This window comes from Amycolatopsis coloradensis (assembly GCF_001953865.1).
Lineage (GTDB): Bacteria > Actinomycetota > Actinomycetes > Mycobacteriales > Pseudonocardiaceae > Amycolatopsis > Amycolatopsis coloradensis.
The window spans coordinates 36,191-57,309 of the sequence record NZ_MQUQ01000008.1 but is presented as its reverse complement, the minus strand read 5'-3'; the positions used below and the strand labels follow the sequence as shown (position 1 = coordinate 57,309).

Below are 21,119 nucleotides of genomic sequence, written 5' to 3'. Positions count from 1 at the left end.
CGCGGCGAAAAGCTGATGGCTCGTGAGTAATCCGGGTCGCTGGACCACCCGAATCACTCACGAGCGTGACGTTCGCCGCCCCCGTAGTAGCGCATCCACCCATCCGCTCAGCTGTGGGTGAAACACCGCCTCCGCACGGTCACCGCTCGCTACTTTGGTCCCATGGTGGGGGAACGGCTGGACGGCAGGTACGCGAAACTCTGGGCGGCGAGCACGACGTCGGCGTTGGGCAGTGGGCTCGCGACGGTGGCGGCGCCGCTGCTGATCGCGTCCCGCACCGACGAACCACTGGTGGTCTCGGGCGGTTTCGCGGTGGCGTGGCTTCCCTGGCTGCTGTTCTCGCTGCCGGGCGGGGTGCTGGTCGACCGGGTGGACCGGCGGAAGCTGATGATCGTCCTCGACTGGATCCGTGTCCCCACCGTCGCGCTGCTGGCGCTCGCGATCACGACGGGGAACGTCAGCCTCGCTTTGCTGTACGCCGTCCTTTTCGTGATCAACGCGTGTGAGGTCGTGTTCCGGACAGCGGGCGGGGCCATGCTGCCCTCGATCGTCCCGAAGGCGTTGCTGGAGCGGGCGAACGGGCGGTTGTACGCCGGGACGACGCTGGCCCACGGCATGCTTTCCGGTCCGTTGGGCGGATTCCTGTTCGGCGTCGCGGCTGGCATCCCGTTCTACCTCAACGCCGGCACGTACGCGGTCAGCGCTCTTTTGCTCGGGCTGATCGGGGGTGCCTTCCGGTGGCGGCCCGGCGGCGATCCGGGTGAGCCGGTGAAGCGCTCGGTCCGGTCGGAGATGGCCGAAGGGTTCCGCTGGCTCGCGGGCCAGCGCCTGCTGCGGACCATGGTCGGGCTGATCGGACTGCTGAACCTGACGCTCGTCGCGGCCACCTCGGTCTTGGTGCTGCTGGCGAAGGAGCGGTTGCACCTCGGCGCCGTCGGGTACGGCCTGCTCTTCACCTGCATGGCGGTGGGTGGACTGCTCGGCTCGGTCACCGGCGACCGGCTGATCGCCTGGTGCACCCCGACCTGGACACTGCGGATCGGGCTGCTGATCGAGGCCGGGACCCATCTGGTGCTGGCGACGAGCACGAACGCGCCGATGGTCGGGGTGACGTTGTTCCTGTTCGGGATGCACGGCGCGCTGTGGGGCATCGTCGGCAGTTCGCTGCGCCAGCGGCTCACCCCGCCGGACATGCTCGGCCGGGTCGGCAGCACCACGCTGTTCATCGTCGCGGGCGGCAACTGCGTCGGCGCGCTGCTCGGGGGAGCGGTGGCGTCCGAGTTCGGGTTGACGACGCCGTACTGGGCGGGTTTCGTGGTCGCGATCATCGTCACCGCGCTCACCTGGCGGGTGTTCGACCGCGCCGTCGTTTCCGCGGCCTACGCGGAGGAACCCTCGGTCAGCCGTTGATGCCGGTGAGGGCGAAGAACTCCTGGCGTGAGCGCGCGTCTTCGCGCAGCGTGCCGAGCAGGGTGGAGGTCACGGTGCTCGAACCGGCGGCCTGGACACCGCGCAGGGTCATGCACGAATGCTCGGCCTCGATCACCACACCGACGCCACGCGGTTCGAGCTGCTCGTCGAGCCAGTCGGCGACCTGTTTCGTCAGCCGCTCCTGAACCTGCGGGCGGCAGGCGAAGTGCTCGACGATCCTGGCCAGCTTGGACAGCCCGAGGATCCGTTCGCCGGGCAGGTAGCCGACGTGCGCGACCCCGACGAACGGCAGCAGGTGGTGTTCGCAGACCGACCGGACCGGAATACCCCTGGCGAGCACGAGTTCGTCGTAGCCCTCGTCGTTGGGAAAGGTCGTGAGGTCGAACGATCGCGGGGTGAACAGTTCGGCGTACGCGCGCGCCATCCTGCCCGGCGTGCCTCGAAGGCTCTCCGAGTCCAGCGAAATGCCCAGTGCGGTGAGGAGATCGGCGGCCGCGGCCTCGGCGGCCTCCAAGTCCGGCCCCGGCCCGGGTTCGTGCACGACGCGCAGAGCGGGAGTGGACATGAGGCCTCCTAGGCTGACCGCGATCCCCAGAGCTGTTCGACAGCGTTATTCGACTAAGAATTGTGGGCGTTTTATCGCCTGCCGGTTCAGCCTACATGGTAGATCCGCAGTTCAGGACGTTCCGCCGGTTGAGATGGGCGATATCGTGGTGTACGTGACAGTGTCCGATCCGGACGGCCTCGACGTCCCGTCCATCGCCGCGGTGGCGGCGCTCGACGACGACCTGCGCCGCGGCATGTACGCCCATGTCCGGCGCGCGCGGCGGCCGGTGACGCGGGACGAGGCGGCGGCCGCGGTGGGGATCTCCCGCAAACTCGCCGCCTTCCACCTCGACAAGCTCGTGGCGGCCGGGCTGCTCAGGTTCGGCTTCGCGGCGGGTCCGGTGGTGAAGGTAGGGCGTAAACCTAAGGTCTACGAACCCGTCGACGAAGCCATCCAGGTGCAGCTTCCGGCGCGGCGGCACGAGATCCTGGCCGGGATCCTCGCCGAGGCCGTGCTCGCCGAAGGGACCGGTGAAACGGCGCGGGACGCCGTGTCGCGGGTCGCGGGGGAGCGCGGCCTCGCGGTGGGGGCGGAGGAACGCGCCCGGACCCGGCCGGGCAGGCTCGGTGTGGAACGCGCGCTCACCATGGCCGAAGGAGTGCTTCGCCGCTACGGCTTCGAGCCGAGCCGCGACACCAGGACCTGCGTCCGGCTGCGCAACTGCCCGTTCCATCCGCTGGCCGCCGAGGCGCCGGAGCTGGTCTGCGGGATCAACCAGGCCTTCCTCGCCGGTTTCCTGACCGGCGTGCGCGCCGGGAACGTGGAAGCGATCCTCGCTCCCGGCACGGCCGGGTGTTGTGTGGAGCTACGGCAGGCCCGCTAGCCGATCAGGCCGCGCCGGCGATCTGCCGCGTGGCGACGTTGAGCCGGTTCCAGGTGTTGATGGCGGCGATGGAGAGCACCAAACTCGAGAGCTGCTTTTCGTCGTAGTGGCGAGCGGCCTCGTCCCAGACCTCGTCGTCGACAGGGTCGGCCCGGTCCGCGATCCGGGTCAGGGCCTCGGCCAGCGCGAGCGCCGCGCGTTCGGCGTCGGTGAAGTAGGCCGTGTCACGCCACGCCGCCACGGTGAAGATCCGCTCGTCGGACTCGCCGGCCTTGCGCAGTTCCTTGGTGTGCATCTCCAGGCAGCCGCTGCACCCGTTGATCTGGCTGGCGCGGACGTGCATGAGGTAGTGCGTGGTGTTGGGGACACCCGTGTCCCCGGTCGACTCCGCCAACGCGATCAAGGCCTTGAGGGTGGCCGGGTTCGCCAGGGCGGGGTTCGGGATCCGTGCTTCCATGATGTTCTCCTCCAGGGTTTCCGTCTTGCTTTCACCGCACTGACGGATGCCGGAGGGAAGATGTGACCGAGTGCTACCAAGGAACGACCTCGCCGTGGAGATCCAAGAACTGCAAGCCTTGCGCGCCGGTCTGTGCTTCGAGCACGTTGACGACGGCGGGCATGCTTTCTTCGGGGGAGAGCGGGGCGCCGGGGCCGCCGAGCGGCGTCTGGTTGTGGCCGGGGTGGATGAGGAGCTTGGTTTGCCCGTCGTCGGCGTACCGGGCGGAGTAGCTGCGCATCAGCTGGTTGAGCGCGGCCTTGCTGGCCTTGTAAGCCTCGAACCCCGGCCTCGTGTTCAGCGAGACGCTGCCCTGCCGGGAGGACAAGACCGCGACGGTGCCACCGGGTGCGACCAGGTCCCGGAGGGCTTCGAGGGCGCGCAGCGGGCCCAGCGCGCGGACAAGTCCACTGAGGACGGCATCCGTGGCTACTTCCGCGGCTTCGCGCGGTTCGTCACGCGCGACCCGGCAGGCTGCTCAAGCCTCGCGACGGCTAGACGGCCACCGTCGCGCGGTCGCGAAGCGAGACTTCGAGCGTGAAGCCCTCCGGTTTCAACGTCAGCAGTTCCTGCACCTTCAACCGGTACGACGAGTCGCCGCGCAGGTCGTATCGGCTCAGCAGCATGCCGAGGACCAGCGTCGCCTCGTGCAGGGCGAACTGCCGTCCGATGCAGGCCCGTTCGCCGGTGCCGAACGGCTTGTAGACGTGCGCCGGGCGGGCACGGTTGCGATCCGGGGCGAAGCGGTCGGGGTCGAACGCTTCGGGATCGTCGCCCCAGACGGGGTCACGGTGCAGCGCCGGGATGAGGACGAGGGCCCACTGTCCCTTCCGCATCGGGTACTTCCCGCCGACGACGGTGTCCACCTGTGCCTGGCGCGCGAACGCGGGCGCCGTCGGCCAGAGCCGCAGCGCCTCGTCGAGCACCCGCCGGACGTAGCGGAGCTTGGCGACCTCCTCGTAGGACGGATCCGGGTTCCCGTCCCAGACCTTGTCCACTTCGGACTGTGCACGGGCGAGGACGTCCGGATTCCTTGCCAGGTAGTACAAGGCGAACGACAGCGCGCCCGAGGTGGTCTCGTGCCCGGCCACGAGGAAGGTGATGATCTGGTTCCGGATGTTGACCTCGTCCAGCGCCTCGCCGGTGCTCGGCTGAGTGGTGTTGAGCATCAGGCCGAGCAGGTCGCCGGTGCTCGTGTCGCCCCGGCGCGCCTCGACGACCTCGTCGACGACGGAGTGAAGGAACGCGAGGTCGGCTTCGTTGCGCCGGTTCGCCTTCCGGTTGAGGAACGGGCCGATGACCGGCGGCTGGAGCACCATCCGCTGCGCGTGCCGCAGCGTCCGGACCATCGCGGCGACGAACGGATGCGGTTCGGCGCGCTCGAACGACGAGAAGCTGTAGCCGAAGCCCGTCCGTCCGATGGTCTCCAGCGTCAGCTTGGTCATGTCGTCCGCGACGTCGACCTCGCCACCCCGGTCCCACGCGTCCAGCAGCTCGCGGGTGATCGCCAGCATCGTCGGGTGGTAGGCCTGCATCGCGTTGCGGCTGAAGGCGGGCGCGAGGATCTCGTGCGCACGCCGCCAGTTCGGCTCTTCGTTGTGCGCGGTGAACAACCCGTCGCCGCCGAGCGGGCGCAGGTTCGCGATCGCGGGCGTGATGTGCTTGGCGAACCGCTTCTCGTCGGAAAGGTCGGCGACCATTTCGGCACCGTGGACGAAGACGATCTCGCGCCCGAACACCTTGCGCTCGAAGACGGGGCCCAATTCGGCGGCGTGCCGCATCGAGTCCTGGACGGGGGTCTTCGGCGAAACGCCGAGCACGTCGCCGATCAGCGGGATCCGGCGCGGGGGATGGGGGAGTGCGGTGGCCATCGAGCCCCTCCAGGTGAGCACTGTTGAACTGGCATCCAATAGCGAGCCTGGCGTGTTACTGAACCCGTGTCAAGTAAGTAGGATGCTCGAATGGCGCCGAGCACCTCAGGAAGGCCCCGCAGCAGGCTGAGCACCGCCGAGCGGCGGGAACAGTTACTGCGGATCGGTGCCCGCCTGTTCGCGGAGCGGCCGTACGACGACGTGTGGATCGAGCAGGTCGCGGACATCGCCGAGGTGTCGCGGGGGCTGCTCTACCACTACTTCCCGACGAAACGGGACTTCGTCACCGAGGTCATCAAGGCCGAGGGCGAACGGCTGCTCGACATGACGAGGACCGATCCCACGCTGCCGGTCGCGGAGCAGTTGATGGCGGGGCTCGACGCGTATCTCCGCTACGTCGAGGCCAACGAAGACGGCTACCGGGCACTGCACGCGGGCACGGCCATCGCTGTTGACGACGTCCGGGAGATCCTGGACCACAACTTCGCCGAACAGGGCCGCCGGATCCTGGCGGTGCTGTGCCCGGACGGCGAGCCGCCGGAGACCCTGCGAGTGACCGTCCGCGGCTGGCTCGCCTTCGTCGTCGCGGTCTGCCTCGACTGGCTCAAGTACCGCGGGCTGACCCGGGACCAGACCCGCGATCTGTGCGCGAAGGCGCTGCTCGACCTCGTCGACCTGCCAGCATGATCTCGGCACGTTCCTCGATCAGCCTCATCCGCGCGAGACGCTCGGCGTCGTCGTTGTGCGCGGCGGACGCGGTGACCTGTCCCGGCCATTTCCGGTAGAACATGCCGCACGTGGCGACGAAGTAGCCGTCGGAGGAGGCGTTCGCGGCGAGGATCAGTCCGGTGTCCTCGGACGCGGGCAGCGCCATCCAGCCGCCGAGGTCCAGCAGCAGTTCGCGGCGGATGCACAGCGTCCCGGCCACCACCGAGGACACGTAACCGTTGCGCTGCCAGTACCGGAGGATCGCGCCGCGTTCGATCGGCCCTTCCTCGGGGTCGCTGTCGACGCCGGCCGTGGTGCCGTCCGGGAAGAGGTCGAGGACCCGGCAGGTGGTCCAGCCGACGGAGGGATCCGCGAGTGCCGCGATATCCCGCGCGAGCGCGCCGGGCGCGAGGACGTCATCCGCGTCGAGCGCTTTGATCAGCTCGCCGGAAGCCCGGGTCAGTGCCATCATCCGCGCGACCCCGGGGCCGCCTCGGCGACCTGAACCGGGCAGCACACGCTCGTCGGCGGGGAGGACGCCGTCGAGTAGACCGGTCTCACCGTCCTCCTGCACCAGCCATTCCCAAGCCCAACCTGGCGGGAGTTCCTGCGTGGCGAGGGATTCGTACGCCTCGGCCAAGTACGGCAAACTCGGCGGATGGACGGGGGTGACCACACTGATGACCGGCATGTCAGCCCGGGCGGCGAGCGGTGATCAGGAGATGTTCTTCCGGCGGTGTCCCAGGCTCGTCCGCGGTGAAGATCTCGGAGTGCGTCCCGGTGACTTCGAGTCCGGCCGCTCGGACTCGCCCGACGAGGTCGTCCGGCGCGAAACTGGTCTCGTGGAAGGTGCGGCCGAAGAACTCCACCGGCAGGTCCTCGACGTCCCGCGGAACGGTGACCAGCGCGAGCAGACCGCCCGGCGCCAGCCAGCGCGCGATGTCGGCGAGTACGGCCTCGGTGTCCTCACGCGGCATCTGCAAGAACGGGAAGAACGCGCAGACCGCCTCCCAGGACTCCGGCGGCGAGGTCCACTCACGCACATCGACATGGACGAAGGTCGCGGCGGGGACCTGTTCACGCGCCAGGCCGATCATCACCGGTGACACGTCGAGCCCGGTCACCCGATGCCCCGCGGCAGCTAGTTCCTCGGCGACAGGCCTGCCGGTTCCGCTGCCGATGTCGAGCACCCTCGACGACGGCGGCAGCGTTTCCAGCAGGTGCCGCAGTGCCCTGTCGACCACCGGTGCCCGGCCGAAGACGTCCTCGTAGGCGGAACCGATGGCGTCGAACAACTCCGCAGCCGTGGCAGGTCGGTCCATTCGCAGCTCCCCAGGTCGAGTCGAGTCACCGAAAATCTACCGCCCCGGCCTTTCGTCTACTCAGGACAGGCTTTGCCGGACGGTTCGCTTACACTGTGGCCGCCGACTTTGGGGGTTCAGGTGAGTGTGCGGAGTGACGAGTTCCACCGGATGCTGGGGACGCTCGCGGACGTCGAGCGCTCCGACGCGAAGGAGTGGGAGTCGTACAGCGTCCGTGGCAAGCGGTTCGGGTACTACTGGCCGCGGACCCAGACCGTCGGCCTGAAGCAGACGCTGTCCGAGCAGGAGGCGCTCGTGGCCGAACGGCCCGACGTCTTCGAAGTGCAGTTCACCACCGGGGGCTTCGGCTGGGTGGTCGTTCACCTCGACGGCATCGAGTCCGACGAGCTGACCGAACTGGTCTACGAAGCGTGGCGGCTTTCCGCACCGGAGGAATTGGTCGCGCAGGTTCCGCCGCCCTGTTGAGCGTTACTGCGAACGTGTGTTGACGTGCGTCACTGGATGTCGGGGAACACGTGGCGGATATGTGCGTTGTAGAGAGTGTCGGTACGGATGGTGCCCCCGGGCCTCAACCTCCGCCTTCATGGAATACCGGTTCGGCCGGAGCCATGTCGTGCCACTCGCCGAGAGGCGGCCCACCGTACCGGCCATAAACTCCCGCTTCTGCTCGCAGGAACCCCCAGCCTTCGCTGAGCGGAAGCGGGACCTTTTCTTGGGGAGGATCTGCCGCAGGATTTCCAGGATCTGCTTGATCGCTCCCCGCCGATCACACCCTCCGCGGCCGCGGCCGCGAACGCCGGAATCTCGGTGCCATCCGCAGCACGCGTCGGATCAGTTCGACAGCATGAGTCACGTACGGCCGCGCTTCACCGTGGCTCAGCCCGGCGATGTCGGCGAACCATGCCACCGTCGTCGCATAGCCGTACAAGTCTTTCACGCCACGAAATTCGATCTCCGCCAGATATTGCCCCCGGCGGACGCCACCCGCATCAGCTGCAGGAACTGCTGCACGCTATGGGCAAGCTTCAGCTTGCCAGCGCGCCACAGCTCCTGCGGCAACTCGGGAAGGACCGTCTGGGACACACCCACAATACCGCAATACTGTCGAACAAGTGTTCGTAATTTTGTTACCTCGGAGCGGTGCCTAGTGTCGCGTGATCCTTCGGGTCTTACACGTGACTGGACGGCGATCATGCGTGATCAGACGGCGATCACTCGTGATTGGACGGCGATCACGCGCAACCGCCGTCACGGTCTGTGGAAAGAAGTCAAGGCCCCCTATCCGACCAGATCCCGGAACGCCGTGGAGCGAGTTGGTCGTGAGCGGCAATAAGACTTCTCTTGAGGGTGAAGGCAATGTGGCGGGTTCGGTCTGGTCGAGGGGAGCCTGCTCGGCTGTGCCGGGCTCCTTCGATCAAGATCCGAGACCGGCCTCCCCGGCGAAGTCATTCCCGCCGCCTAGCCCGCCACGCCGCATTAAGAACACGAGTCACCACTCACGACCCCGCACCGCCGGGCTCAAGACTCCACGAGAACCCCATCGGCCAACCGCACCCGCCGATCCACCTTGATCTCGGTCAGGAACCGCTCATCGTGGCTCACGACCACGAAAGCCCCCTGATACGCCGCGAGCGCGCTCTCCAACTGCCCGACGCTGACCAGGTCGAGATTGTTCGTCGGCTCGTCCAGCAGCAGCAATTGAGGCGCGGGTTCGGCGAACAGGACGCAGGCCAGGGTGGCCCGCAGTCGTTCGCCTCCGGAGAGAACGCCGACGGGGAGCTGGCTTCGCGCGCCGCGGAACAGGAACCGGGCGAGCAAGGTCATCCGTTGCGACTCGGGAAGGTTCGGGGCGAACGACGCGAAGTTCTCGGCGATGGTCCGGTCCAGGTCCAGCAGGTCCAGTCGCTGCGAGAGATACGCGATCCGGCCGTCGGCTCGTTTCAGCACGCCGCTGGAGGGTGACAGGTCTCCGTTGAGCACCCGCAGGAGCGTCGACTTGCCGGTGCCGTTGCCGCCGATCAGTGCGATCCGTTCGGGGCCTCGGATCGTCAGGTCGATCCCGTCGCTCGCGAAGACGTTCCGGTCGCCGTAGCGGACTTGGATGCGCTCGCCGTGGAACACCGTGCGCCCGGCGGGGACGTGGGTGCCCGGCAGGATCAGCGCGATCTTCTGGTCGTCGCGGAGGGTGCGTTCGGCGTCGTCGAGGCGGTTCTTCGCCTCGCTGACCCGCGCGGCGTGCGTCTCGTTCGCCTTGCCGGCGGATTCCTGGGCGTTGCGTTTCATGGTTCCGGCGAAGATCTTCGGCAGGCCGGCGCTGCCGAGGTTGCGGGCAGCGTTGCCCGCCCGCCGCGAGGCCCGCTCGCGCGCCTGCTGCATCTCCCGCTTCTCGCGTTTGACCTCCTGCTCGGCACTGCGGACGTTGCGCTCGGCGACCTCCTGCTCGGCCTTGACCGCCGCTTCGTACTGGGTGAAGTTCCCGCCGTGATACCGGAGATCGCCGCGGTCGAGTTCGGCGATCCGGTCCATCCGGTCGAGCAGCTCCCGGTCGTGACTCACCAGCAGCAGGCAGCCGGACCAGTCTTCCAGCACGCCGTAGAGCTTGCGGCGGGCGTCGAGGTCGAGGTTGTTGGTCGGTTCGTCCAGCAGCAGGATGTCGGGCCGCTTCACCAATTGCGCTGCCAGACCCAGGGAGATGATCTGCCCACCGCTCAACGTGCGCAGGCTCCGGTCCAGTGAGATGCCGTCGAGACCGAGCCTGTCGAGCTGGGCGCGCGTGCGTTCCTCGATGTCCCAGTCGGTGCCGATGGTGGTGAAGTGCTCGTCGCTCGCGTCGCCGGACTCGATGGCGCTCAGGGCGGCGAGCTGCGGCGCGATGCCCAGTACCTCGGCCACGTCCAGGTCGGCGGTGAGCGGCAGCGACTGCGGCAGATAGCCGAGGACTCCCTGGGTGGAGACGGTCCCGGAGAGCGGCCGCAGCTCGCCGGCGATCAGTTTGAGCAGCGTGCTCTTGCCCGCCCCGTTGGGTGCGACGAGGCCGGTGCGGCCACCGGGCACGGTGAAGGACAGGTCGTCGAAGACGGGGGTGTCGTCCGGCCAGGCGAAGGACAGGGCGGACACGACGACAAAGGCGTCTGGCATGAAAATGACCTCGTGAAAAGACAGCGGGCGCCTTGGGGCAGCACCGCGGTGGACGTGGCTTGAGGGAACGACGAAATGGCCACATCGGCGTTATCGCCGGTGGCCTGGCAACTCCGGCTCACCCGGAGATGTCGTCTTCACCTGCCACGTCTGGTCTCCACGCTCGTTGATCAGCTCCTCCGCCACCATAACAAGACCTGCCGAAGCTCGCCGGACTCACAGATGCCCTTTCTCGACCGCGGTGACGTCGGCGAGGCCGGAACCCGCCGCCAGTTTCGTGATCAGTCCTGGTGGTGCGGCCCGCCCTGGCCGGTCTTGCGGTGGGTGATCTTGATGTTCGGCTGCGGTCGCTCGTACTCGGGAATCAGGCCCTCGCAACCGACTTCGGGGAACGTCGCCAGTGATAGCTCGACCTTCGCGTTCGGTCCGACACCGTGGGCGTCCCGCCGTCGTCGCCTTCGCGCGCCGCTACGCCGAACGCCGTCATCGTGATGCCCAGTGCCGGAACCAGGCCGTTCCGGATGCTTTTCACGTCGGCACGGTGCCGCCGCTGTCCGAGTGATGTCGGGCTGACTCACGTTTCTCTGCTTTGGTAGTCGCTATTCTTGATCTTCGACTGCGAGGGAGACTGAATTCATGGCGGAATGGGCCGATCTGGTCGCGTTCGTACGACACGAATATCGGGTGATAAAGGACGAAACGGACGAAATCCGCATTCGGTTGTCCTACGGCGACGACGATTACGAGGAGCGGGCCCAGACCGTCGTCATCGCGCGGGAGATCTTCGACCGCCGCGAAGACTGGGTGCAGATCGCGACGCCGTTCGCGCGGATCGACGAGGTCGACCTGGCCACCGTGCTGACCGAGGTCGGCAACACGATCGTCGTCGGGGGACTGGTGGTGATGGGCGAACACCTGGTGCTGCGCCATTCCCTGCCGCTGGTGAACCTCGACATCAACGAGTTCACCGACCCGCTCGAACTCGTCGCGGGTTCGGCGGAGCTGCTGGAGCAGCAGTTCACCGGACGCGACGACTACTGAGCCGACGCCTTAGGCTGGCCGGCATGGGACGAGACATCGCACGTCTGCACCATGTCGGCCACGTCGTCGGCGATCTGTCGTCCGCGCTCGAGCGCTACCGGCGGCTGGGATTCTTGGTGGCGCCCCCGAGCTATCCGGCCATGGCCCGCGCGGAAGGCGGCGAACCGGAGCCGTTCGGCGCGGCGAACACGCACGCCGACTTCGCGGACGGGTTTCTCGAACTCGCCACGCCCGTACGCGAGGGCGACGCGGTGCCGCCCGACGCGAACGTCGTCCCGCTGACGGCGCCACCCGAAGTGCTGCCGGTCATCGTCGAGCGGATCGCCACGACGAGCGCGAACCTGGCGGCCTGCCTTGATCGCTTTGAGGGCCTGCACATCCTGATGTTCTCGTCGCCAGACATCGACGCTGTCGCGACGCGGCTGACGGCGTCGGAAGTCGGGCACGGCGGAGTGAACACGGTACGGCGCCCGGTCGAGACCGAGGCGGGCACCGTGGCCGAAACGGTCCGGTATCTGGAGATCGACGGCGCCGGGACCCGGCCGGGCTCGGTGGAAGAAGGCCGGGTCGGCGTGGTCGCGGACCTCGACGGCGAGATACAGGGCAGCCGGTCTTCGGAGCATCCCAACGGGGCGATCGCCCTGATGGAAGCCGTGCTGTGCGTCGCCGACGACGAACTCACAAAGGTCGTGGCGCGCTACGAGCGTTATCTCGGCGCGCCGGTCCGACCGGACGGACCAGCCTGGGCCTTCGACCTCGATGCCGGCCGGCTGATCCTGGTACCGGCTTCCCGGCTGGAAGAGCTGTTGCCGGGAGAGCGCGCGGCCGTAGTGCCGGCCATGGTCGCCTGCGCCGTCGGCGTCCGTGACGTCTTCGCCACTGAGGATTTTTTGCGCGGTAAGGGATTCTCGCTCGGTAGGACCACGGACGGCGCACCGTTCGTCCCATCGGCGGAGGCACTCGGCGCGGCTATCGTGTTCCGAAGCGTTTAGCGACGACCTCCTCGAAGGAGGTCACACGTTCGCACTCCTCTTCGGAGAGCTTGTTGATCGCCGCCCGGTACGCCTGCGCCTGTGCCGTGCTGGACAGTTTGCCTTCGAGCAGATCGGGAAGTCCGAGTTCGAAGCCGCAGCGGGCCCGCGCTCCGTAGCGGTGCCGGGTGCGGGCGACAGCGGCGGCGACCCGGAGCCCGTGCTCGGTGCCCGGCGGTGTCGCCTGCTTGTCGACCTCGATGGCCGCGAACCGGAAACCGTCGGCCTGGTCGCATTTCCCGCAGCCGGTGGGACCCGCGCCGAGTTCGTTGCCGCAGTCGGTGCACCGCAACCTGCACAGCGCGGCGTCGACCACCCGCCAGGCGAACGCGGACGTGTCCGCCACGACCATTTCGGCGAGGTCGATCTCCGCCTTTGTCCCGGCGGTGACACCGTATTCCGCGAGAAGCAGCCGCCAGCGATGCTCGATACTCGCTTCGACGGCCACCAAAGCCTCGGCGGGGCGGCCACCGCGCGGAAGAACGGTCATGAACCGAACCCTAAACCGCGTTCGTCCTGATCGCGATCGCTATTTCGCCCGGAGAAGGGTGTCGGCGTCGATACAGTCTTCAGATCGGTCGCGAAGTTGATCGCGGTGCCGAGGGCCGCGGTGCGGAAGCCATCGGCTTACAACTCGCGGGGTGGACGAGCCTTGTTGCGACGACCGGGGTCCGTGGCCTTATCGTGATGGGCGTGCTTCTTCCGTCGCGATGGGGCGGGCTCATGGCCCTGCTCGCCGGGTTCTTCGTAATCCTGCTCGATACGACGATCGTCGCCGTCGCGAGCCCCAGCATCCAAGCCGATCTCGGGGGAGGCGTCGCCGGACTGTTCTGGGTGACGGCTGGCTACCTGCTGGCGTTTTCGGTTCCTTTGCTGGTCGCCGGCCGACTCGGCGACCTCTTCGATCCGAAGCGCGTCTATCTCTTCGGCATGGGGGCCTTCGCCGTCACCTCCGCGCTGTGCGGGCTCGCGTCTTCGATCGGCTGGCTCATCGCCTTCAGGGTCCTGCAAGGCCTGGCGGCCGCCGCGATGTCCCCTCAGCCACTTACGTTGATCCGGCGGCTCTTCGCCGAGGACGAACGTGGCCGCGCCTTCGGCATCTGGGGTTCGGTCGCGGCCGCCGCCACGTTGCTCGGGCCCATCCTGGGCGGGCTGCTGACCGCGAGCCTGGATTGGCGATGGATCTTCTGGGTCAACGTTCCGCTCTGCCTGGTCGCCGTCGTGCTGGGGATTCGCCTGATCCCAGGCAGCCAGGGAGGCGTCGCGCGTTTCGACTTGCTCGGCGCCGCGTTGAGCACGGCGGGATTGAGCCTTCTGGTGTGGGCCTTGCTGTCCTGGAGTTCCTTGTCGCTACCGGCGACCGTCATCGCCGTCGTGCTGCTCGTTTGTTTCTACTTTCGAGAACGCGGCGAAGGAGCGAACGCACTCGCGCCACTGCATCTCTATCGCTCGTCCGGATACTCGGCGGCGAGCCTCGCGATGGCGTCCCTCGGCGCGACTGTCCTCGCGATGGCGCTACCCACCATGCTCTACATCCAAGAAGTGCGCGGTTTCGGACCGATCGAGGCGGCGATGGTCATGGCACCGGACGCCGTCTTGGCGATCCTGCTGTCGCCGCCGTGCGGCCGGTGGGTCGACAGGGTGGGTGGGCGCGGACCCGCGATTCTCGGGATGAGCCTGCTCGCGATGAGCTTGCTGCTCATCGGTCTTGTGGTCGTGCTGAAGCTGAATCCGTGGTGGATCACTGCCGGAGCGGCGCTACTGGGCGCGGCCAACGCGATGGCCTGGTCGCCGCTGTCCGCGATCGCGATGGCGTCCGTGGCTCCGGGCGCCGCTGGTGGTGCGTCGGGCTTGTTCAACACGGTGAGGCAGGTGGGCGCGGTGGCGGGGGTGGCGGTGACCGGCGCGGTTCTTGCTGGTCTCGGCTTCAATCCGACGTTGGCTTTCGGTGTGGTTTTCGGGTTCATCGGTCTTGTCGCCGTTGGCGGTCTTGTCGCCGCTCTTCGGCTTCCGGCGAGCTTGGAGATGAGTGAGTCGGTCGGGTCGTGAGTGCTTGGGGCGGTTCCAACCCGTCTTTACCGCTCGCGAGTTACTCAGGCGTCGAGCGCGGCCACCATCCAGGGTGTCGCGAAAGCCACTTTCGGGACTTCTGATGTCCCGAAAGTGGCTTTCGCGACACTGCCACCAGGTAGTTATGAGGCGGAATCCTGTAGGTACCTAGAACACTCTTGGCTTTGATCCGAAACGCCACTCACGAGACCCGCCCCAACGGCCACCGGCGCCCTGGTCGATCAGGGCTTCCCGCAAGCCAACCTCAACCAGAATGCCGCCGCGCCAGCGCTTCCGACCCCTGGGCCAGCAAGGTGACATCCGCGCCGACCAGGACGAACGCGGCACCGGCGTCGAGATAGCGCTGGGCCTGCGCAGGGTCGAAGGCGTTGACACCCACCGGTTTCCCTTGCGCCCGTACGGCCTCGAAAGTGCCGAGGACGGCCGCCGTGACGTCGGGATGCGTCTGCTGTCCGAGTAGCCCCATCGACGCGGCCAGGTCGGACGGTCCGACGAACACGCCGTCGACGCCGTCGACCGCGGCGATCTCGGCGGCGGCCGTGACACCCGCCGTCGACTCGATCTGGACGAACAGCGACGTGTGCTCGTCGACGTTCGTGAGGTAGCCCGCGACCCGATTCCAGCGCGCGGACCGGGAGAGAGCGCTGCCGACGCCGCGCACGCCTCGCGGCGGATAGCGCACAGCCCGCACGACGGCCTCCGCTTCCTCGGCGCTGTCGACCATGGGCACCAGCAGGTTCTGCGCGCCCAGGTCGAGCAACTGCTTCAGCGCGACCGCGTCACCAGACGGAGCACGCACCATCGGAGTGATGGGATACGCGGCGATCGTCTGGAGCAACGCTTGCACCGTTTCGAGCCCGGCGGGGGAGTGCTCGGTGTCGACGAGCAGCCAGTCGAGTCCGGAGCCCGCGCAGATCTCCGCGACCACCGGGCTGCCCGACGTGACCCACATGCCGATCCGCGGCCGCCCGGACTCGGCCAGCCGTGTCCGGAACGGCGGGTCTAGACGAAGCGGCATGTGATCGCCCCCAGGTCCCGGTAGTCGGCGGTCACGGTGTCGCCGGGGTGCACCCACATCGGCCGGGTGAACGATCCGGCCAGCACGATGTCACCAGGGTCGAGTTCGTCACCGTGTTGCGCGAGTTTGTTCGCGAGCCAGGCGACGCCGTTGGCGGGATGGTTCAGCACCGCGGCGGCGACGCCGGATTCCTCGATGGTTTCGTTGCGATACAACAGCGCCGAAACCCACCGCAGGTCGACGGCGTCCACGGCGACCGGGTTGCCTCCGTAGACCATCCCGCCCATGGCCGCGTTGTCGCTGATCGTGTCCACAATGGTCCGGCCCGCCATCTCGATGCGCGAGGACAGGATCTCCAGCGCGGGCACGACGTACTCGGTCGCACGCAGCACGTCGAACACCGTGGCGTCCGGGCCCGCGAGCGAATCGCGGAGCACGAAGGCCAGTTCGACCTCGATGCGCACGTTCGAGAACCGGCTGTGTTCGATCACGGCACCGTTCTCGAACACCATGTCCGCGAAGATGGCGCCGTAGTCGGGTTCGGTGATCCCGGTGGCGGCTTGCATGACTTTCGAGGTGAGCCCGATCTTGCGGCCGACAGGACGGCGCCCCGCCGCGATGCCCCGGCGCCGCCATTCGTTCTGCACGGCGTAGGAGTCCTCGACGGTCATGTCCGGATAGCGTGCCGTCAGCAGCGGGATCGTTTCCCGGGCCTCCTCCGCGGCCGCCAGTTCGTCGGCGATCGCGGTGATCGTTTCCTGTTCGAGCATGTCCCCGCCTCAGAGCTGGTTGCCGAGTTTGTACTCGCCCTGTTTCCAGGCCGGCAGTTCGCCTTCGTCGTCACCCTTGCGGGTGTAGGAGAAACCGTCGGCGCCGATGGTGACCTCCAGTTCGCTCTCCTCGGTCCTCGCGGCAACCGGCTGCGGTTTGCCGTCGAGGTCGAGCACGAGGGAGGCGTCGGTGTACCAGGAAGGGACCACCGGCGTCCCCCACCAGTCGCGACGCTGGTTGTCGTGCACGTCCCAGGTGACGACCGGGTTGTCCGGGTCGCCGGTGTAGTAGTCCTGCGTGTAGATCTCGACGCGGTGCCCGTCGGGGTCGCGCAGGTAGAGGTAGAACGCGTTCGACACGCCGTGCCTGCCGGGGCCGCGTTCGATGTGGTCCGACATCCGCAACGAGCCGAGTTTGTCGCAGATGGACAGGATGTTGTGCTTCTCGTGCGTGGCGAACGCGACGTGGTGCATACGCGGCCCGTCGCCGCCGGTCATCGCGGTGTCGTGCACGGTCGGCTTGCGGCGCATCCACGCCGCGTAGGTGATGCCCTGATCGTCCTGGATGTCTTCGGTGACACGGAAGTTGAGGTCTTCCATGTGCTTCACCGCGCGCGGCACGTCCGGGGTGACCTGGTTGAAGTGGTCGAGCCGGACCAGCGCGCCAGGGACGTGCAGGTCGTAGCGCCAGCTGAGCCTGTCGACGTGCTGGACGTCGTGGAAGAACTCGAGCGGGAAGCCGAGCGGGTCCTGCACGCGCACCGAGTCACCGATGCCCTTGGTGAAGCCGTTCTCGTTGCGTTCGACCCGGCAGCCCAATTCGGTGTAGAACGCGACAGCCTTGTCCAGGTCCTCCGGCGACCGCACCCGGTACGAGAACGCCGCGACCGCGGCGACCGGGCCCTGGCGCAGCACGAGGTTGTGGTGGATGAACTCGTCGATCGTGCGGAGGCTGACCGTGCTGTCGTCCTCTTCGGTCACCGTCAGTCCGAGGACGTCGGCGTAGAACGCGCGAGACCGCGCCAAATCGGTGACGACGAGTTCCATGTACGCGCAGCGCAGGACGTCCGGCGGTGGTGAGGACGGCGTGGGGATGGGGGTCATTGCGGAATCCTTTGTGGACGGGGGAACGGATCAGCCCTTGCCGAAGGCGGGGTTGTGCACCTCGCCGAGATTGATGTGCACTGCCTGCTGGTCGGTGTAGAAGTCGATCGAGCGGTAGCCGCCCTCGTGCCCCAGCCCGGAAGCCTTCACACCACCGAAGGGCGTGCGCAGGTCACGGACGTTGTTCGAGTTGAGCCACACCATCCCGGCCTCGACGGCCTGCGCGAAGTTGTGCGCCCGCTTGAGATCGTTGGTCCAGACGTACGCGGCGAGCCCGTACTTCGTGTTGTTCGCGAGTTCGAGCGCCTCTTCTTCGCTGTCGAACGGCGTGATCGCGACGACCGGGCCGAAGATCTCCTCCTGGAAGATCCGGGCGTCCGGTTCGACGTCGGCGAACACCGTCGGCGCCACGTAGTTCCCGGTCGGGAAGCCGTCCGGGCGGCCGCCGCCGGCGACGAGCCTGCCTTCGGTTTTCCCGATCTCGATGTACTTCATGACCTTGTCGTAGTGCTCGGGGTGCACCAGCGCGCCGACCTCGGTCGCCGGGTCGCTCGGGTCGCCGACGACGACGCGTTCGGCCTGCGCGGCGTAGCGCTCGACGAACTCGTCGTAGATCGCGCGCTCGACCAGAATCCGGCTGCCCGCGGTGCAGCGCTCGCCGTTGAGCGAGAACACACCGAAGATCGTCGCGTCGATTGCGGTTTCCAGGTCGGCGTCGGCGAAGACGATGGCTGGCGACTTGCCGCCCAGTTCCATCGACAGTCCTTTGAGGAACGGTGCCGCGTTCCCGAAGATCAGGCTGCCGGTGCCGCTCTCGCCGGTGAACGAGATCAGCGGGACGTCCGGGTGCTTCACCAGCGCGTCGCCGGCGTCCTCGCCGAAGCCGTTGACCAGGTTGAACACGCCCGGCGGCAGCCCGGCCTCTTCGAAGATCCCCGCCCACAGCGACGCCGAAAGCGGGGTGAACTCCGCGGGTTTGAGCACGACGGTGTTGCCGGTCGCCAGCGCGGGGGCGAGCTTCCACGACTCCAGCATGAACGGCGTGTTCCACGGCGTGATCAGCCCGGCGACGCCGATCGGCTTGCGGTTGACGTAGTTCACCTGGCGGCCGGGCACCTTGTAGGTGTCGTCGGCCTGCGCGACGATCAAATCGGCGAAGAACCGGAAGTTCTCCGCGGCCCGGCGGGCCTGGCCCAGCGCCTGCGAGATCGGCAGACCCGAGTCGAAACTCTCCAGCGCGGCCAGCCGCTTGTCCCGCGATTCGACGAGGTCGGCGATGCGGTTCAGCACACGCGAGCGCTCACGCGGCAGCAGCTTCGGCCACGGTCCCTCGGTGAACGCCTTCCGCGCGGCGGCGACGGCGCGGTCGATGTCGGCCTTCTTGCCCGCGGCGGCCTGTACGTAGGTCTCGTTGGTCACCGGGTCGAGCACGTCGAAAACGGCGCCGTCGGCCGAATCGACGAGTTCGCCGCCGATGTAGTGCCGGATCCGCTCCGGGACACCGTCCGGAATCGGCCGGGGAGTCGTGGTGGTCAAAATTCCTCCTCAGTCAACGGTTCGCGCGCTCTCGAGCGTCCAAAAAGGCCTGCATGGTGGCCCAGCGGTGATTGCGCGCGGTGAATTCGATGTCGAGCGGGTCGGCTTTCTCGGAGATCAGCCGGAGGATCTGTTCGTGCTCCTCGACCGACCGGTGCGCGCGGTCGGGGACGAACGCGAACGTGGAGTCACGCAGTCCGGACAGCCGTGTCCAGCCCTGGTGCACGAGGTCGAGGATCTGCGGATTGGGGCAGCACTCGAAGAGCAGCGAGTGGAACTGCTGGTTCAGCGCGGTGAACTCGTGCGCGTCGAAATGGTCGAGCAGGGTGATCATCCGCTCGTTCACCCGGCGCGCCTTCGCGATGTCCCCTTCGGACAATCCCGGCGCGGACAGCGCGGTGGCGACACCTTCGACCACGCCGAGGGTCTGCATGGCGTGGACGTATTCGTTCTGGTCCACCATCGCCACCCGGGCGCCGACGTTGCGCTCGAAGGTCACCAGCCGTTCGGCCTCCAGCCGCCGGATCGCCTCACGCACCGGGACGACGCTCATGTCGAGCGCGCCGGCGATCTCGGCGAGGACGAGCCGGTAGCCGGGTCCGTACTCGTGCCGGGCGATCCGCTCACGCAGCCACTCGTAGGCGAGTTCGGACTTGCTGGTCGTCTTCACTGCTTCTTCTGCCATGCCTCATACCTTTCCCGCCACAACGGGTTGAGCGGGAAGAGCCCCTCGATCGCGCGACCCTGGCCGACCTGCTCGGCGATCCAGGCGTCCTCGTCCTCCTGGACGAGAGTCGCGTCGGCGATCTCTTCGGCGATGTCCGGCGGGATGACGACCACGCCGTCGTCGTCGCCGACGATGATGTCGCCGGGCAGCACCGTCGCCCCGCCGCAGGCGACGGCGACGTCGGTGTCCCACGGCACGTGTTTGCGGCCGAGGACCGCCGGATGCGCGCCCTGCGAGAACACCGGGAGGCCGGTCGCGGCGACGGCGTCGAAGTCGCGGACCCCGCCGTCGGTGACCACCCCGGCCGCGCCGAGATACCGTGCCCGCAACGCGAGGATGTCCCCGAGCGTTCCGGAACCCTTGTCGCCCCTGGCCTCGATGACGATCACCTCGCCGGTGCCGACCGAGTCGAACAGGCGCTTCTGGGCGTTGTAGCCGCCGCCGTGGGACTTGAAGAGGTCTTCGCGGTTGGGGACGAAGCGCAGGGTCCTTGCCGTGCCGACGATCTTCGAGCCGGGCAGGTTGGGGCGCACGCCGTCGATCGCGACGTTGTTCAGCCCGCGCTTGCGAAGCTGGGCGGACAGACCCGCCACCGGCGCGCGCAGCAGTTTGGCGCGAAGTGCCTCGTTGAGCGCGGGCGCGCTTTCTTCGAGCGGAGTGCCCCAGGCTTCGGCGCGCTGTTTGGCGTCGACCTCGGGGAGGCTGCCGATGTCGGAGAACGACCGGCTTCCCTGGGTGACGGTGGTGTGGAGGCGTCCACTGCTGGCGGAGGTGCCGGGAACGTCCACTTCGACCACCACGACGTCGCCGGGGGAGACCACCGTGGACCCGGCGGGGGTGCCGGTGAGGATGATGTCGCCGGGTTCGAGGGTGAAGTGCTGGGAGAGGTCGGAGACGAACTGCCGCAGCGGGAAGATCAGCCCGGCCGTGGTGTCCTCCTGCACCAGATCGCCGTTCACCCAGGTTCGGATGCGCAGGGCGGAGGGGTCGACGTCGCGCGCGTCGATAAGGCCGGGACCGAGCGGGGTGTAGCCGTCACCGCCCTTGGACCGGACGTTGGAGCCCTTGTCCGCGGCGCGCAGGTCGTAGAGGCCGAAGTCGTTCGCGGCGGTGACCGCGGCGACGTGCTCCCAAGCTTTGTCCGGTTCGACCCACCGGGCCGCGGTGCCGATGACCAGCGCGATCTCGCCTTCGAAGGCCAGCAGTTCGGTCCCTGCCGGGCGTTCGACCGTGCCCCCGGAAGCGCCGATCGAACTCGACGGCTTGAAGAAGTACGACGGGTTCGCCGGACGCCGCCCGCGCTGCTCGGCCCGTGACGCGTAGCTGAGATGGACCGCGATGATCTTGCCCGGCCGGGTGCCCAGCGGACCGGACTCACGTCCTGAGGACGCCGTTGCCTCGTAAGTGTCCATGTTTCCCTGAACTC

At 67.8% G+C, this 21,119-nt stretch carries 22 protein-coding genes and 1 pseudogene; 7 read left to right on the top strand and 16 right to left on the bottom strand.

The window, feature by feature from the left end; translation table 11 throughout:
• The first annotated feature begins 162 nt into the window (after positions 1-162).
• Positions 163-1,410, top strand: a complete 1,248-nt coding sequence (locus BS329_RS16230; protein ID WP_076161599.1) for an MFS transporter — start codon at positions 163-165, stop codon at positions 1,408-1,410.
• On the opposite strand, the gene folE is transcribed toward BS329_RS16230, so the two are convergent.
• Entirely contained in the window at positions 1,400-1,996 is a 597-nt protein-coding gene (folE, locus tag BS329_RS16225) for a GTP cyclohydrolase I FolE (protein ID WP_076161597.1), read from the bottom strand. The two genes, BS329_RS16230 and folE, sit on opposite strands and share 11 nt — an antisense overlap.
• A 133-nt stretch (positions 1,997-2,129) precedes the next feature.
• Here folE and BS329_RS16220 point away from each other — a divergent pair, with 133 nt between their 5' ends.
• Complete coding sequence (locus tag BS329_RS16220; RefSeq protein ID WP_076161595.1) at positions 2,130-2,861, top strand: helix-turn-helix transcriptional regulator; 732 nt, start codon at positions 2,130-2,132, stop codon at positions 2,859-2,861.
• Between the two features lie 4 nt (positions 2,862-2,865).
• Here BS329_RS16220 and BS329_RS16215 read toward each other — a convergent pair whose 3' ends face one another.
• The 3 genes from BS329_RS16215 to BS329_RS16205 all read right to left on the bottom strand — a co-directional run bounded on the left by BS329_RS16215 (position 2,866) and on the right by BS329_RS16205 (position 5,228).
• Positions 2,866-3,318, bottom strand: a complete 453-nt coding sequence (locus BS329_RS16215) for a carboxymuconolactone decarboxylase family protein (RefSeq protein ID WP_076161593.1) — start codon at positions 3,316-3,318, stop codon at positions 2,866-2,868.
• Positions 3,319-3,391: 73 nt separating this feature from the next.
• Entirely contained in the window at positions 3,392-3,715 is a 324-nt protein-coding gene (locus BS329_RS16210) for a Rossmann-fold NAD(P)-binding domain-containing protein (protein ID WP_244197192.1), read from the bottom strand.
• Positions 3,716-3,851: 136 nt separating this feature from the next.
• The gene (locus BS329_RS16205; protein WP_076161591.1) at positions 3,852-5,228 is read right to left on the bottom strand and encodes a cytochrome P450; all 1,377 of its coding nucleotides are present in this window, start codon (positions 5,226-5,228) and stop codon (positions 3,852-3,854) included.
• 90 nt (positions 5,229-5,318) lie between these two features.
• On the opposite strand from BS329_RS16205, the gene BS329_RS16200 reads away from it, so the two are divergent.
• Positions 5,319-5,915 carry a TetR/AcrR family transcriptional regulator gene (locus BS329_RS16200; protein WP_076161589.1) on the top strand — a complete coding sequence of 199 codons (597 nt, stop codon included), beginning with the start codon at positions 5,319-5,321 and terminating at the stop codon, positions 5,913-5,915.
• Here the strand turns inward: BS329_RS16200 and BS329_RS16195 are convergent.
• Both BS329_RS16195 and BS329_RS16190 read right to left on the bottom strand, forming a co-directional pair.
• A complete protein-coding gene (locus tag BS329_RS16195; RefSeq protein ID WP_076161587.1) occupies positions 5,833-6,627 on the bottom strand; it encodes a glycosyltransferase family 2 protein in 795 nt (264 codons plus the stop codon). The two genes, BS329_RS16200 and BS329_RS16195, sit on opposite strands and share 83 nt — an antisense overlap.
• Position 6,628: 1 nt before the next feature.
• Positions 6,629-7,258, bottom strand: coding sequence for a class I SAM-dependent DNA methyltransferase (locus BS329_RS16190; protein ID WP_076161585.1), 630 nt, complete (start codon positions 7,256-7,258; stop codon positions 6,629-6,631).
• Between the two features lie 120 nt (positions 7,259-7,378).
• Between BS329_RS16190 and BS329_RS16185 the strand changes: the two genes are divergently transcribed.
• Complete coding sequence (locus BS329_RS16185) at positions 7,379-7,723, top strand: MmcQ/YjbR family DNA-binding protein (protein WP_076161583.1); 345 nt, start codon at positions 7,379-7,381, stop codon at positions 7,721-7,723.
• Between the two features lie 468 nt (positions 7,724-8,191).
• Here the strand turns inward: BS329_RS16185 and BS329_RS45520 are convergent, their stop codons facing one another.
• The 3 genes and pseudogenes from BS329_RS45520 to BS329_RS44600 form a co-directional block, all read right to left on the bottom strand.
• Complete coding sequence (locus BS329_RS45520) at positions 8,192-8,341, bottom strand: hypothetical protein (protein WP_425266368.1); 150 nt, start codon at positions 8,339-8,341, stop codon at positions 8,192-8,194.
• 435 nt (positions 8,342-8,776) lie between these two features.
• Positions 8,777-10,396 (bottom strand): ribosomal protection-like ABC-F family protein, encoded by a 1,620-nt coding sequence (gene abc-f, locus BS329_RS16180; RefSeq protein WP_076161581.1) that lies wholly within the window; start codon positions 10,394-10,396, stop codon positions 8,777-8,779.
• 219 nt (positions 10,397-10,615) lie between these two features.
• Positions 10,616-10,928 (bottom strand): annotated as a pseudogene (locus tag BS329_RS44600) (carbohydrate ABC transporter substrate-binding protein); the annotation flags it as partial.
• A 104-nt stretch (positions 10,929-11,032) separates the two neighbouring features.
• Between BS329_RS44600 and BS329_RS16170 the strand changes: the two are divergent.
• Positions 11,033-11,437, top strand: coding sequence for a hypothetical protein (locus tag BS329_RS16170; RefSeq protein ID WP_076161579.1), 405 nt, complete (start codon positions 11,033-11,035; stop codon positions 11,435-11,437).
• 23 nt (positions 11,438-11,460) lie between these two features.
• The gene (locus BS329_RS16165; protein WP_076161577.1) at positions 11,461-12,429 is read left to right on the top strand and encodes a VOC family protein; all 969 of its coding nucleotides are present in this window, start codon (positions 11,461-11,463) and stop codon (positions 12,427-12,429) included.
• Here BS329_RS16165 and BS329_RS16160 read toward each other — a convergent pair.
• Positions 12,407-12,958 carry a hypothetical protein gene (locus tag BS329_RS16160; RefSeq protein WP_076161575.1) on the bottom strand — a complete coding sequence of 184 codons (552 nt, stop codon included), beginning with the start codon at positions 12,956-12,958 and terminating at the stop codon, positions 12,407-12,409. The two genes, BS329_RS16165 and BS329_RS16160, sit on opposite strands and share 23 nt — an antisense overlap.
• A gap of 203 nt (positions 12,959-13,161) precedes the next feature.
• Between BS329_RS16160 and BS329_RS16155 the strand changes: the two genes are divergently transcribed.
• Positions 13,162-14,517, top strand: coding sequence for an MFS transporter (locus BS329_RS16155; RefSeq protein WP_244197176.1), 1,356 nt, complete (start codon positions 13,162-13,164; stop codon positions 14,515-14,517).
• A gap of 265 nt (positions 14,518-14,782) precedes the next feature.
• Here the strand turns inward: BS329_RS16155 and BS329_RS16150 are convergent, their stop codons facing one another.
• The 6 genes from BS329_RS16150 to BS329_RS16125 are packed head-to-tail and all read right to left on the bottom strand — an operon-like array spanning position 14,783 to position 21,105.
• On the bottom strand, positions 14,783-15,556 hold the full coding sequence (locus BS329_RS16150; RefSeq protein ID WP_076161571.1) for an HpcH/HpaI aldolase family protein: 774 nt from the start codon (positions 15,554-15,556) through the stop codon (positions 14,783-14,785).
• Complete coding sequence (gene hpaH / locus BS329_RS16145; RefSeq protein ID WP_076161569.1) at positions 15,541-16,326, bottom strand: 2-oxo-hept-4-ene-1,7-dioate hydratase; 786 nt, start codon at positions 16,324-16,326, stop codon at positions 15,541-15,543. Before hpaH ends, BS329_RS16150 begins: the two co-directional genes overlap by 16 nt.
• 9 nt (positions 16,327-16,335) lie before the next feature.
• Complete coding sequence (hpaD, locus tag BS329_RS16140; protein WP_076161567.1) at positions 16,336-17,430, bottom strand: 3,4-dihydroxyphenylacetate 2,3-dioxygenase; 1,095 nt, start codon at positions 17,428-17,430, stop codon at positions 16,336-16,338.
• 30 nt (positions 17,431-17,460) lie between these two features.
• Entirely contained in the window at positions 17,461-18,966 is a 1,506-nt protein-coding gene (hpaE, locus tag BS329_RS16135) for a 5-carboxymethyl-2-hydroxymuconate semialdehyde dehydrogenase (RefSeq protein WP_076161565.1), read from the bottom strand.
• A 13-nt stretch (positions 18,967-18,979) separates the two neighbouring features.
• Positions 18,980-19,651, bottom strand: a complete 672-nt coding sequence (locus BS329_RS16130) for a GntR family transcriptional regulator (RefSeq protein WP_076161563.1) — start codon at positions 19,649-19,651, stop codon at positions 18,980-18,982.
• Positions 19,633-21,105 (bottom strand): fumarylacetoacetate hydrolase family protein, encoded by a 1,473-nt coding sequence (locus BS329_RS16125; RefSeq protein ID WP_076161561.1) that lies wholly within the window; start codon positions 21,103-21,105, stop codon positions 19,633-19,635. Before BS329_RS16125 ends, BS329_RS16130 begins: the two co-directional genes overlap by 19 nt.
• Between the last annotated feature and the right edge of the window lie 14 nt (positions 21,106-21,119).